Source organism: Acinetobacter sp. ANC 4173 (assembly GCF_004331255.1).
Lineage (GTDB): Bacteria > Pseudomonadota > Gammaproteobacteria > Pseudomonadales > Moraxellaceae > Acinetobacter.
Map to the genome: position 1 here is coordinate 45412 of NZ_SJOF01000011.1, position 13974 is coordinate 59385.

The window sequence follows — 13974 nt, forward strand, 5'->3', positions numbered from 1 at the left end:
CTAAAACTCGCGCTAAGATGAAGTTAAATCTGTTTATTAAACAAACAGCCAATAATGCAAAAACAAATAAGCTGATGGATATTCAGCCAATAAATAAAGTGAATGATGAGAACAAAACACAAGGAGTTTTACTTATGTTATTAAAACGGCCCCTGACCTCCCTGCTCTGTGCCAGTACATTGGTATTCGGTTTAAGTGCCTGTAGTGGCGATAAGGCACCAAGTAGTAGTGATTCTGGAGGCAAAGAAAGTTCCACGTCGGGAACGCTACAAAAAATTAAACAGTCAGGTACCATTGTATTGGGCTATCGTGACTCTTCCATTCCATTTTCTTATATTGCCGATAATCCAAATCAACCTGTGGGCTATGCACATGATTTACAACTAAAAGTTGTAGACGCCGTGAAACAAAAACTGAATATGCCCGATTTAAAAATTCGCTATAACTTGGTCACCAGTCAAAACCGTATTCCATTGGTCTCTAATGGTACAGTCGATTTAGAGTGTGGCTCGACCACCAACAACAAAGAACGCCAGCAACAAGTCGATTTTTCTGTGGGATATTTTGAAGTGGGTTCGCGTTTGCTCACAGCCAAAGACTCTGGGGTGAAAGACTTTGCCGACTTAAAAGGCAAAAAATTGGTGACCACCGCAGGGACCACTTCAGAACGTTATATTCGACAACACGAAAAAGAACTGGGGATTGGTGAAATTATTTCTGCCAAAGACCATGCTGAATCTTTCCTCATGCTACAGAACGGTCGGGCTGCGGCATTTATGATGGATGATATTTTACTTGCAGGGGAAAAATCGAAAGCCAAAGACCCAAATCAATGGGTGATTGTAGGCACTGCACCTATTCATGAAATTTATGGTTGTATGCTCAGAAAAGGTGACCCTGAATTTAAGCAAGTGGTAGATGATGCAATTAAAGCAGTCTATAGCTCAGGTGAAATTAATAACATGTATAAAAAATGGTTCGAACAACCTATTCCACCTAAAAATATCAACCTGAACTTTGCAATGTCAGAACAATTAAAAGCCCTGATTGCATCACCACATGACCGTGATCAGTAATTTATGCTGATCATTCTCTCAATGATTCTCAGGTAGTGCTTTCGCCTACCTGATTAAGAATATGGAGCTCCTATGAACTATAGCTGGAACTGGGGCGTACTATTTCAATCTACAGGTGTCGGTGACAGTAGCTATTTCAACTGGATTTTAACAGGCTTAGGTTGGTTACTGTTTATTGCCATCGTGGCATGGTCTATCGCATTTGTCTTGGGCAGTATGCTCGGTATTATGCGTACGCTTCCAAATAAAACTGCACGTGCGATTGGCACAGCCTATGTGACCATTTTTCGCAATATCCCTTTATTAATACAACTGTTTATTTGGTTTTATGTAGTACCCAATTTTTTACCTGCGGGACTGAAAGATTGGTGGATCAATGATTTAAGCGCCAGTACCAGTGCCCTGATTTCTGCCAGTATTGGCTTGGGGCTCTTTACGGCTGCACGGGTCTGCGAACAAGTCCGTACAGGGATTGAAGCCTTACCCAATGGGCAAATTAATGCAGGCTATGCCATGGGGTTCAGTACTGCAAAATTATACCGTTACATTATTTTGCCGCAGTCCTTCCGTACCATTTTACCTCCACTTAGCTCTGAACTGACCAACTGTGTAAAAAACACCTCGGTGGCGTCACTGGTTGGTGTGGCTGAAATTATTTCGCAGATGAAAACAATCAGTGAGTACACGCAAAACACCATCGAGATTTATACCTACGTCACCATTATTTTTATTGTGATTAACATTTGCTTAATTCAATTCATGACTTTTCTGGAAAAACGCTTGCGTATTCCTGGCACGATTGCAGGAGATAAATAATGGACTGGCTCACTGCATTTATTCAAGATTTACAGCTCTCTGCACCTGCCCTATGGCATGGTCTCAGTATTACCTTGAAAGTCGTCAGCATAGCGACCGTAGGCGGTATTTTTATTGGCACATTACTGGCTTTAATGCGTCTATCTTCAATTCGGATACTGAATCTGATTGCGCAAAGCTATGTCAATTTATTCCGTTCTATTCCCCTGCTGTTGGTACTCATGTGGTTTTACTTTGCGGTTCCATTTTTCTATACCGCCATTACAGGCAATTATTTGACCATTGATACCGCTTTGGTTTCGAGTATTGTTGCCTTTATGCTGTTTGAGGCAGCCTATTTTTCAGAAATTGTCCGCGCTGGGATTCAGTCTATTTCCAAAGGGCAAAGCGCTGCAGCTTATGCACTAGGCATGAGCTATGGTCAATCCATGCGTTTGATTATTCTGCCGCAAGCCTTTCGAAAAATGACGCCCTTGCTACTCCAACAAACCATTATTCTGTTCCAAGATTCAACTATGGTCTATGCAATTGGCTTGCTGGATTTTTTCCGTACCAACTATGTCCGTGGCGACCTGATGTCATTATTGACCCAGTACATTCTATTTGCAGGTCTGGTCTACTTTAGCATCAGTACATTAGCAACATTTATTGTGAAAAGAATACAAAGGAGATTAAGAGTATGAGTGACCCCAAAATAATGATTGATCTCCAAAACGTCAGTAAATGGTATCAACAATTTCAAGTCCTGACCGATTGCACCACACAAATTTGCCAAGGTGAAGTGGTGGTGGTTTGTGGACCTTCGGGTTCAGGCAAATCGACCCTTATTAAAACTGTCAATGGCTTAGAACCCTTTCAAAAGGGGCAAATTTTTGTAGATGGTATCCCAATTGCAGACCCAAAAACTGATTTAAATAAGCTGCGTAGCCGCGTAGGCATGGTGTTTCAACACTTTGAATTATTTCCGCATTTAAGTGTGACTGAAAATCTAACCATTGCACAAATTAAAGTTTTAGGGCGTAGTGCCGACGAAGCGAAGAAAAAAGGACTGGCCTACCTAGACCGTGTCGGATTAAGTTCGCAAGCCGATAAATTCCCAGCACAGCTTTCAGGCGGGCAACAACAACGTGTCGCGATTGCGCGTGCTTTGAGTATGGACCCGATTGCCATGTTGTTTGATGAACCAACTTCCGCGCTCGACCCCGAAATGATTAATGAAGTACTCGAAGTAATGGTTGGTCTGGCGAAAGAAGGCATGACCATGATGTGCGTTACTCATGAAATGGGCTTCGCACGCCAAGTGGCGAATCGAATTATCTTTATGGATCAAGGTAAAATTGTCGAAGACTGTTCCAAAGATGACTTCTTTACAACGCCTCGTAGCGAACGAGCACAACAATTCTTAGAGAATATTTTGCATTAATTTCGTGCACATTCATCAAGGTGGGACTCAACCCACTTGATGAATTTTTTTCTAATCCTCGATCAATAAAAATGCACTTCAATCTGCTGATCTGGAACATTTGAGTGTTATTAAAAATCTGAACAATTATTCAATTTATATCTATGATTTTTAATTTAATTAAATAGAAGCTAGAATTTTACATTATTTTAAATTGCAACATACAGCACTCTTTTAAGCCGATATGCACTATTTTCCACCGAATAATTCACGGTTTTATCTGAATTGGTGCATTTTTTGCTTAATTATATGCATGAACGGAGTATTTGGTTGCTGAACTCCAATTTTTAGATTTACTAAACTATTTTGGTGCAAATCCTCTTCCCCAATTTGTACCTAAAGTCGTATTTAGCACTTTTTTCGAGCAGACTATGCAAGATATCGATTTACTTTTTCTACTGCTAGGAGCAGTGTTGGTACTGGCCATGCATGCCGGTTTCGCATTTTTAGAACTAGGCACAGTTCGACATAAAAATCAGGTCAATGCCTTAAGTAAAATTCTGACAGACTTTGCGCTTTCAGCGATTGCTTACTTTTTCGTGGGTTACTACATTGCCTATGGACATCATTTCTTCCATATGGGAGCAACTTTAGCCGCAGATCACGGCTATAACCTGATGCGCTGCTTCTTTTTACTGACTTTTGCTGCCGCTATTCCTGCGATTATTTCTGGTGGTATTGCGGAACGTGCCAAAATGCGCTCCCAAGCACTGGCTACACTACTCTTAGTTGCATTGGTGTATCCATTCTTTGAAGGCATTGTTTGGAATGGTAATTTTGGTATTCAAGCATGGTTAGAGCACACATTTGGTGCACCATTTCATGACTTCGCTGGTTCCGTGGTCGTGCATGCCATGGGTGGATGGATTGCTTTAGCCGCTGTCATTCTACTGGGCGCGCGCCATGGTCGTTATAAAAAAGATGGCCGCGTCAGTGCGCATCCGCCTTCATCCATTCCCTTCCTTGCCCTAGGTTCTTGGATTCTCATAGTCGGCTGGTTTGGCTTTAACGTCATGAGTGCACAACGTTTGGATGCGATTTCAGGCATGGTTGCCATTAATTCATTAATGGCTATGGTGGGTGGGACCATTACTGCCAACATGATGGGTAAAAATGACCCTGGTTTTTTACACAATGGACCACTTGCAGGTTTGGTGGCTATCTGTGCAGGCTCTGATATTGTGCATCCTTTTGGTGCGCTTGTGATTGGGGCCATTGCTGGCATTATTTTTGTCAAATTCTTCACCTATACCCAGAACAAACTCAAAGTGGATGATGTACTGGGGGTCTGGCCATTACACGGAATTTGCGGTGCCTTTGGTGGACTTGCCGTCGGTATTTTCGGTCAACAATGGTTAGGTGGTATTGGTGGCGTCTCCATGATGTCACAAATCATAGGGACTTTATTCGCGATTGTAGTTGCACTTGCGGGTGGATTCGCAGTGTACGGTGGTTTAAAAGCCTGCATCGGTATTCGTTTATCGCAAGAAGACGAGTTCCGTGGTGCTGATTTGTCCATCCACAAAATTTCAGCCAACTCAGACGACAGTATGTTTTAAGTTTTCTCAATTTCCGCATGTTGCGAAGCGATTCTTTAGAATCGCTTTTTTTATGCCATCAATTTTATGCTTACTCTAAATAAGCATATAACTCATGTAACTGTTGGATACGTGAAACCTTTAAACTTTCATCTTCAGGGTGAAAACCTTGCAACCAGATGGCCTGCATCCCTGCTTGTTGCGCGCCTCGAATATCATTGACAGGATGATCACCTATAAACAAGCATTCTGAAGGATGTACCCCTAAGTTTTCCGCAGTATGCAGAAAAATCTGCGGATGAGGTTTACTCATCCCTACTTGCTCAGAACTCACGATCACATCAAAATAGTCCTTGAAGCCCAGTCCAGTTAAAATATTCAAGCGCGTTGCATGTCCACCATTCGACACCACCGCCAAAGCATAATCTTGCTGCTTCAAGCTTTTTAACAGCTCTAATGCTCCAGACATAGCAACGGCACACTGTCCAAAATACTGAAACCAGAAATGGGTTAAATCGTGAAAATCCACCTCTGTTTTCCATTCCAGTTCTTGCAATAAAGCAAATGCAACCGATGCCCCAATACTCGGGTGAGTCAGGTGTTCTTTTTTGGGGTAGCCGCCATTATCAATTCGGCGGATAATTTGCTGTATTTTTTCCAGATCAGCTGCAAGTAAGTATGACTGAAACTGTTCTAGCAAAAACTCACTATAACGCCGAATACTTTGGTCACGATGGGTTAAGGTATTGTCCAAATCAAATAATACGGCACGAATAGGCATAACATTCTCGGGCGACTTTTGCCTTTTAATCTAGCATTTTAAAGCATGTTTGCATTACAGATTATCTGCTAAGTTCTACATCAAATCTGTTAAATACATCAGCTCCTCTATCTACTTTTAAGATTCAATTAAGTCCGATTTAAGTTTGCTTTGCTCTAATCAACGTCATCCAAATCTCGTTTGTACGACCATGTCTGAATTACAACGCTTTAGCCTCAAACAAGGATTGATTCTGCTAGGCTGTTTTATTCTTTTGCAGTTCTGGTTCCCTGTCGGAGGACAACTCGATCTGATGTTGATCCAGCCATGGACAGGCACTCATGGTCAATTTCCATGGCGTTATGACTGGTTCTTGGAAACCTTAAATCATAAATATATCAAAAACCTGCTCATTCTCTGTGATGTCAGCTTTCTTGCTCTTTGGCTGGCCAGCTTTAAAATCCAACGTTTACATGCGCAGCGCTGGCAGTATGCTTATCTGTTCTGGATTTTAATTTTGAGCACCAGTGTGGTGGGTATTCTTAAATCACAATCGGGGCATGCCTGTCCATGGAATATGGCCCAAGCGACAACGACTGGTTTTCTCTGGAATTTTACCCTTAGTCATGGGCATTGCGTCCCTGGCGGACATGCAGCAACGGGGTTTGCCTTAATGACGGGCTTCTTCGCTTTTAGGAAAACTGCACCTAAACGTGCTTATTTTTATCTGGTTGCAGGCTTGATTTTAGGTTTTGCCATGGGCTGGGCACAAATGATGCGTGGTGCTCACTTTCTCAGTCATAACTTATGGACAGCATGGGTCGTTTGGAGCTGTAACGTCGCACTTTATCCATTTTTTTATAAACGACTAGTTCCAGTCCAAACCTTAGAAGTGGAACAGCCTTCTATGATTATTCAACAGCCTACTACGGAAAATACTCAAGAAGCAGCTTAAAATCTTTTCCAACGGCAGTTGTAATTATGATTACAACTGCCAAATTAATGATGTCTCTAGACTATTCAATTCTCTCAAGTCAGCATGTATTTTTTCGCACTGACCACCTATTGAATAAGTGCCTCATTCTAAAATAGCAGCATACTTTGCAGCATGTTCCAAATGAAAAAATTTATTAAAAGTCATCTCAGTTGACTTCTGCACGAGTTAAGCCAATTTCTCAATTAGAGCAATCATTGATCTGACTTCACCTGTTTGGGAAACTGTACTTGCACAAATAAACCACCCAGAGTTTGACTCTGACCAAACTGAATTTTCCCACCTAAATGTTCCGCTGCCTTTTGCACAATCGAAAGACCTAAACCACTTCCCATCTCTAAGTGATGATGAATGCGATAAAAGCGTTTCATAATCTGTTCATATAAAGCAGGGTCAATGCCAGGCCCACTGTCTTCGACCTGAATAATGGCATCATTGCCTTGTGAAAAAATCGAGACATTAATCACGCCATTTTTAGGCGTGTATTTAATCGCATTATCAATCAAATTATAAATGATTGAGCGTGCAGCAGACTCTAAACCATTCACCAATACTTGCTCTTGGCGCTCCATACCCAAATCAATCTCTTTATGCAAAGCCACATGAATCAATTGTTCTACACAGTTTACTGCCACTTGGTTTAAGTAAAATGGCTGTTGCTGCGTGGTATGTAAGCTACTCGCATCTTGCTTGGCTAAATCAAGTAACTGGCTAATTAAATGCTGAATACGAATTAAACCTTGGCTCAAATTTTCCAATGCCGTGTTTTCTGGAAATTCACGCAATAAAATCTGCATCTGTAAATTCAGCGCGGTAATTGGTGTTCTTAACTCATGTGCTGCATCTGCAATGAACTGACGCTGCTCTTGTTGTGCCGACTCAATCCGTTCAAATAAATAATTCATCTCTTGAATGGTGGGAATTAACTCAACAGGATAACGATTCAATTTAATCGGATTTAATTCATCTAGATCACGGCGGGCAATTTCTTGTCTAAACTCATCCATGGGTCTTAGACTGCGTAAAATCACCCAGCCCAAACCCCATAAAATAAACGGGATCATCACCAGATATGGCACAAACATACTGGTGGCTAGTTCTAACGCTAAATGGCTTCTTGCAGAAAAAGGCTGGCTGACCTGAATTTGATAATGTTCTGTTGGTAATACATACATGCGCCACACCCCTTGCGTGGTGGAGCGGTCATAAAAACCTGCCTGATCTACATTATGTAATAACAAATTAAATTGATGTTGAGGATGTTCCTGTTTTTCCCAGACATCAATAAACAAGTCTTCTTCATGATAGCGTTTATGAATATCAAAATGGCTTGTGATTGGCGTGGGATCATGAGCAGCTACACGTTCCGCAAGGTTCTTCATTTGGGCATCAAGAATTTCATCCAGTTCACCCAATGAAATCCAGTAGGCCGTTGCAATTAACACACCTCCCAACAGCAAACTAAACCCCGAAACAAAAATCAGTAATCTTTTCTTTAAAGATGTTTGTGTTGGCATTGCGTGCAATTGCTGCATAAAACCCCTAATCCAATTTACCTAAGCGATAACCCATACCACGAATGGTGCGGATAAAATCTTTACCCAACTTTGCACGCAAGTGATGAACATAAACTTCAATTGTATTGCTATTTACTTCGCTATCGAAGTCGTACAGCTTATCTTCTAAATTGGCTTTGGAAAAAATCTTATTCGGATAACTGACCAATGGCACCAGAATTGCCCATTCACGATTAGAAAGTTCCAACTCATGCCCATGCAATAAAGCGATATGTTGTTCAACATCTAACACCAAATCACCGTAACGCAGCATCAATGTTTCACTTGAGGGTGCTTCTTGGGTAGTGCGACGCAATAAAGCTTGAATACGTGCTAAAAGCTCTACAAACTCATAAGGCTTGACCAGATAATCATCTGCACCCTGATTCAAACCATCGACACGATTCTGCACCTGATCACGTGCAGAAATAATCAGTACGGGTAAACGCGGAAAACTTTGCCGAATTTTTGCCAATACCTGCATGCCATCCATCATGGGTAAGCCCAAATCTAATAGCACCACATCAAAACTCTGCTGTTGTAGAAGCTTTAACGCATCAAGCCCATTGTTTACCCACTCCACCTGAAAATCATGCAATTGCAACAAAGTCTTGCTGGATTCTGCAATCATGAAGTCATCTTCGATGATTAAGATTGTGGTCATTCTGCTTATCCTGATTTATGCCTTTCCATCTGCATTGGTTTGACATTGTTTTAACATATCATTTTTATCATCAATCACTTGAGTTTTAATTTCAAGCAGTGACAATAAGGTCGGAAATAAATTATCCTGACTACGAACAGCTTGTTTTTGCTGCTGTAAACAGTTCACTTGAGATGTATTACCTTGTTGCCAAGCTGGCGAAAACCACATCATCATCGGCACGTGAGTTTGCTGAATTGGTGCGATAGCATACGGTGCTCCATGCAAGTACATGCCACTTTCACCTGTCGATTCACCATGATCCGATAAATACCAAAATCCAGTTTGATAATTTGGCACATCTTTGATGGTCTGAATGACCTGATTTAAAACATGATCTGTATACACAATTGAGTTGTCATAACTATTCAGCAATTCATCTCGGCTACAACCTTGAATGGCATTGGTTGAACACATTGGCTTAAAGGGTTGGAACTGCTCCGTAGAACGTTTGTAATAAGCTGGACCATGACTTCCCATTTGATGCAACACAATGAGTTGTGGTGTCTTATCTTGAGCTGGAATGCTCGCCAAATATGACTTCAAGCTATCCACTAAGACCTCATCCATGCACTCACCTTCAGCATCACACCATTTTTGTTTTAATGCTGCTGGAATTTCAAACTTATGCACGCGATCACAAGTCCCTTTACAGCCCGAGTTATTATCAATCCATGTCACTTTATAGCCTGCGCGTTGTGCAATATCGAGTAAACCTTCTCGATGACCTGCCAACTGTTCATCATAATCTTCACGTGGCATACCTGAGAACATACATGGCACCGATACTGCGGTCGCTGTCCCGCAAGAACTTACTTGGCTAAAGTTAATAACATTTTGTTTAGACAATTCTGGATTGGTATTCTTCGCATAACCATTTAAAGAAAAACTCTCTGCGCGAGCTGTTTCACCCACCACCAAAACCATGAGTTTAGGCATTGCTTCTGCACTAGTATTCACCACTCGGTGAGCATCAGTCCCATAGGTCACTAGGGGTAAATTTTCTTTAGGCTTCTGTTTACGGTAATACGATAAAGTCGAAGCAATAGTATTTTGTGGTGAAATCATGCCCTTTAAATCACGATGTTCACGGAAAATCGCAGCAAAATCGACATAGAATACAAACAGCAACCCACCGATAACTGCCAACGAACCCACAACATGCAAGCTCTTGCTCAAGAGTTGTTTAGATAGAGATTTGTTTTCAATCCGAATCAGTGCAATCAACACCATTGGCAGCACGACCATAAACATGCTCCACACCACAAACTGCATGGAAAATAAATCCAAGGCCTCTTTGCTGTCAGTTTGCATCATGTTTTGGACTTGCCCAGGTGAAATAACAACACCCAAACTATTCACAAAATAAGCTGTTAATCCGCCTACAAAAACTAAAAAAAATGCCAAAATTTTAGCATTCCATTTCCACTGGCATAACTGCAATATCAGGTTATAGAGCGCGACCACAACCAAGGCCGTTGCAGATAAAAATGCATAGGCTTTAAAACCTTGATAAGGCGTGAGTAATTGAATTTGCTTATAAAATGCAAAATTCAGAGCAACACCTAACCAAAGTGCAAGTAACAAATTAAATTGATGTAAAGCCAGCGGAGGAAAAAACTGTTTCAGACGTTCGAGGCGAGACAAATTCATTTTGGGTGGTTCGATGATCAATATTTTTTATTAATTTATGATTTGAAACTTAAAGCTGACTTAAAATAAAAAAAGGACGCTACTTTTGCACCGTCCTTTTGAATGATTTTTTTAAATTAGAATTTGAATTCTAAGCCAGTACCGACAACTGGTTGTTTGGTTTCAAGATCACCACGTTCAAGCGTTAAGTAACCACCATAGCCGTAAGCTTTCACTTGTTTGCTAAATGCATAATCTACACCAGCGATAATTTGGTCCGCATCGTAGTCATCTGAGTTGTCTTTAAAGCTAGTCGTGTTCGCGCTGTACTGTGCTTTGATGGTCCAAGCTTTTGCAGATGGGATGTTATATTCCGCACCCACTAACCAGCCTTGCGAATCATCAATATTTGCTGCTGCAGCTTCATTGCCATTTGCAGCTTCAACTTCAGACGTTTGATAAAGTGCTTTTAAAGCCAAACTGTTGTCGAGCACATTTAAACGACCAATGGCACGTAAAGTATTTGCTGCTGCAAAAGCTGTACCCGCAACACCGGCCGTTACTTCTGGTACAGATGCATTGGTAATACCACGACCTGCAAATGTCGTTGGAACCGCTTTATCATATGCTACACCCGCCACAAAAACTGGGCTATCATAGACCAAAGATGCAGACCAAGTATCGCCTAAACCACGACCAGCCGATTTAGAAGCACCATTGCCTTTTGCAATACCGCTGTCTTCGCCAGTCGCAAGTAATGCATTTAATTTGATTGCACCTGTAGGTAATGTCAGCGCTGGAGATTCATATACCACAACATTCGCAAGACGTACTTCACCTGTCATGATGCCTGTGACGTCCGCTTTGTTATTTACATAGTTATTGAACGTATCGACAACACTTGAAAGCTGTTTCAATGGAGTATCATGCGTACCTACTTTCACAGTCCCTAATTTTGCATCTTTTAAACCGACATAACGGTTACGTGCAGACCAATCTGTCCCTTCGCCATCTGCGTTAAATGCCCACTCAGCTAAATACACCGCACTTAAACGGTCATTTAATTTTTCATCACCTTTGACACCAAGGTAAGAACTGTTTGAACTGACTTCGACTACATCTCTATCTGGAGTACCTGAAGCATTATCTTCTGGTAAATAGTCCACACTCGCATCAATCTCACCATAAAACGTTGGTGCCGCAAAAGTTGAACCCGCTAACAAACTTAAAGCAATCGCTGCTGCAATTTTGGTTTTCATTAAATCATTTCCCTGGTGTTAATTTTGTTACAAATATTACATTGCAGTGACATATTACAAAAGGATTAAATTTTTATTTATATATATGTTTTAATACTTTAGGCTAACAACAAACAAACAACTGAATTGTAAGATTATTTTTCATGTTTCACCCATCGGAAAATTGTAACAAGGCAGAAAATTGCGATAAAAACGATCAAAAATAGATAATTTGCATAGCCTAAAGCATCAGCAACCACGCCACTGACGCTGTATAAAATTCCGCTCACCGTTGCCATAACTGCAACCTGAAAAGTGAAATCTGTGGCTGCATACTCAGCACGGCTATATTGCATCACGATCGTTAGCATCACCACTAACAATAACGCAGCAATCAAATCCTCAGCAGCATTAATGACATAAATCAGGATAGGCGCTACAGCCTGTTGCTGTTCATATTGATAAGCTAACCAAGCATAGGCCGCTAAGGACATAATTTTAAGCCAAGAAAAAAACCATAATGCTTGAGCGCGGCACATCGTTCTGAGTAACATCCCTGCCAAACCAGCCCCGCATAAAGCTGCTATTGCACCCAACATGGTCACATACAAACCTATTTGGCTAAAACTTAAGCCCAAGTCAACCATTAATGGCTTAAGTAAGGGGCCAGTAAGCCCATCTGCGACTTTAAACGTCAATAACACCCAGAGCCAACGCCATAACACAGGGCTGCTTCGGTAATAGACGACATAATCGGTAATGGCTTTCCATTTTTGCTGTCTTGTGCTTGAAGTCGGATGCTGAACCCGATTATGTGAACGTTCCTGATACAGCCAAATAGGCAAGGTATTCAGTAAGACCAATCCCGCCAACAGCAAAAACGTCGTCTGCCATTCAAACCCATCTAGCATCCAAAGCATGGCTCCGCCACCGACAATAAACCCCAAACGAGAACCGATCACTTGAAAGGTATTGCCCCAATGTTGCTGTTCAGATTTTAAAATGCGAACCGCCAGACCATCGGTTGCAACATCTTGTGTAGCACCTAAAACATTTAAACTCATTAAGACAATAAAAAATAAAAATAAATACTGAGGTTGATCTAATGCATGAATGGGTAAAAATGACAGTGCGATCAATGCAATGATCGTAAGCAACTGTGTCGGAATAATCCAACTACGATAATGCCCCTGCTGACGATTTCCGAAACGATCTACCCACGGCGCCCAAAGGATTTTGATTGACCATGGCAACATCAATAGACCAAAACCACCAATATGCGCCAATGACACGCCTTCTGCACGTAAAATGACAGGCAGTGCATGAGTCATAAATCCCACAGGTAAACCTTGCGCCCAATACAAAGAGAACAGCAAAAGATAAACATTCTGTGCAATAGGCATAAGCCGTAATCCTACGATGGGTTCCTGATGCAATGCAGTGAGCATTTTTGCACATCGAAGCTTACATTTTGCCAATGAAGCCCTAATTTCGAAAGCGTAATATCAAGAAAAACCAAGAATATTTATCAGGATGACAAGCTCATGTCAGCTTCATATTTTCCTGTGCTCCCGCCCCATGTGCCCGCACGAGGCACAGCATTGAGCAAGCGATTTTTCCAACAGCTTTTTCTGGCGCAAGGCTGGTCTTTTTCTGGTGAATTTCCTGACTTGCCTAAAGCAGTCGCCATTATTTCACCGCACACCTCTAATATTGATGCTTGGCATGGCTTTACTGCACTCTTAGGCTTAGGCATTCAAATTACCGTATTTGGTAAACATACGTTATTTAAAACACCGCTCAAACCGCTGTTAAAATGGATTGGCGTGATTCCTGTTAATCGTACTTCTCCACACGGTTTGACTAAGCAAATTGTTCAAATCATTCAAGCAAAAGAGCAGATTTGGGTGGGTATGGCACCCGAAGGTACACGAAAAAGTGCCACCAGCATCAAAAGTGGTTTTTATCGTATCGCGGTTGCTGCGAATATTCCAATTGTCATGTTTGCCTTTGATTATGATCAGAAAATGATTCGTTGTTTAGGTGTCTTTTATCCGAGTGGTGACTTTCATCAAGATTTACCCAAAATTTTAGCCTGTTATGCAGGGCAATTTTCTGCCAAAAATCCTGAATGGCTGGCAAAACCGTTACAAACTTTCGTCAAAAAGTGACTGGTAATATGTGTTAAAATTTGATCTG

13 protein-coding genes are annotated in these 13974 nt (G+C 41.4%); 7 read left to right on the plus strand and 6 right to left on the minus strand.

Annotated elements, in window-relative coordinates; genetic code table 11:
• Positions 1–134 precede the first annotated feature (134 nt).
• From E0H94_RS13055 to E0H94_RS13075, 5 genes are all read left to right on the plus strand, one after another.
• The gene (locus E0H94_RS13055) at positions 135–1076 is read left to right on the plus strand and encodes a transporter substrate-binding domain-containing protein (protein WP_131326915.1); all 942 of its coding nucleotides are present in this window, start codon (positions 135–137) and stop codon (positions 1074–1076) included.
• A gap of 72 nt (positions 1077–1148) precedes the next feature.
• On the plus strand, positions 1149–1892 hold the full coding sequence (locus E0H94_RS13060) for an amino acid ABC transporter permease (protein WP_131326916.1): 744 nt from the start codon (positions 1149–1151) through the stop codon (positions 1890–1892).
• On the plus strand, positions 1892–2575 hold the full coding sequence (locus E0H94_RS13065; RefSeq protein ID WP_131326917.1) for an ABC transporter permease subunit: 684 nt from the start codon (positions 1892–1894) through the stop codon (positions 2573–2575). The genes E0H94_RS13060 and E0H94_RS13065 overlap by 1 nt, the downstream gene beginning before the upstream one ends.
• 14 nt (positions 2576–2589) lie before the next feature.
• Positions 2590–3315: an amino acid ABC transporter ATP-binding protein gene (locus E0H94_RS13070; protein WP_171462076.1), complete on the plus strand. Its 726-nt coding sequence runs from the start codon at positions 2590–2592 to the stop codon at positions 3313–3315.
• Between the two features lie 410 nt (positions 3316–3725).
• Positions 3726–4913, plus strand: a complete 1188-nt coding sequence (locus E0H94_RS13075) for an ammonium transporter (RefSeq protein WP_131326919.1) — start codon at positions 3726–3728, stop codon at positions 4911–4913.
• A 70-nt stretch (positions 4914–4983) separates the two neighbouring features.
• Here E0H94_RS13075 and E0H94_RS13080 read toward each other — a convergent pair whose 3' ends face one another.
• Positions 4984–5673 carry an HAD family hydrolase gene (locus tag E0H94_RS13080; RefSeq protein ID WP_131326920.1) on the minus strand — a complete coding sequence of 230 codons (690 nt, stop codon included), beginning with the start codon at positions 5671–5673 and terminating at the stop codon, positions 4984–4986.
• Between the two features lie 190 nt (positions 5674–5863).
• On the opposite strand from E0H94_RS13080, the gene E0H94_RS13085 reads away from it, so the two are divergent.
• Positions 5864–6607: a phosphatase PAP2 family protein gene (locus tag E0H94_RS13085; protein WP_131326921.1), complete on the plus strand. Its 744-nt coding sequence runs from the start codon at positions 5864–5866 to the stop codon at positions 6605–6607.
• Between the two features lie 233 nt (positions 6608–6840).
• Here E0H94_RS13085 and E0H94_RS13090 read toward each other — a convergent pair whose 3' ends face one another.
• From E0H94_RS13090 to E0H94_RS13110, 5 genes are all read right to left on the minus strand, one after another.
• A complete protein-coding gene (locus tag E0H94_RS13090) occupies positions 6841–8163 on the minus strand; it encodes a sensor histidine kinase (RefSeq protein WP_131326997.1) in 1323 nt (440 codons plus the stop codon).
• 25 nt (positions 8164–8188) lie between these two features.
• Positions 8189–8866, minus strand: a complete 678-nt coding sequence (locus tag E0H94_RS13095) for a response regulator transcription factor (RefSeq protein WP_131326922.1) — start codon at positions 8864–8866, stop codon at positions 8189–8191.
• 15 nt (positions 8867–8881) lie between these two features.
• Positions 8882–10558, minus strand: a complete 1677-nt coding sequence (locus E0H94_RS13100) for a phosphoethanolamine transferase (RefSeq protein WP_131326923.1) — start codon at positions 10556–10558, stop codon at positions 8882–8884.
• 116 nt (positions 10559–10674) lie between these two features.
• The gene (locus E0H94_RS13105; protein WP_131326924.1) at positions 10675–11796 is read right to left on the minus strand and encodes a porin; all 1122 of its coding nucleotides are present in this window, start codon (positions 11794–11796) and stop codon (positions 10675–10677) included.
• A gap of 134 nt (positions 11797–11930) precedes the next feature.
• Positions 11931–13178, minus strand: coding sequence for an MFS transporter (locus E0H94_RS13110; protein WP_131326925.1), 1248 nt, complete (start codon positions 13176–13178; stop codon positions 11931–11933).
• A 141-nt stretch (positions 13179–13319) separates the two neighbouring features.
• Here E0H94_RS13110 and E0H94_RS13115 point away from each other — a divergent pair, with 141 nt between their 5' ends.
• Complete coding sequence (locus tag E0H94_RS13115) at positions 13320–13946, plus strand: 1-acyl-sn-glycerol-3-phosphate acyltransferase (protein ID WP_131326926.1); 627 nt, start codon at positions 13320–13322, stop codon at positions 13944–13946.
• Positions 13947–13974 lie beyond the last annotated feature (28 nt).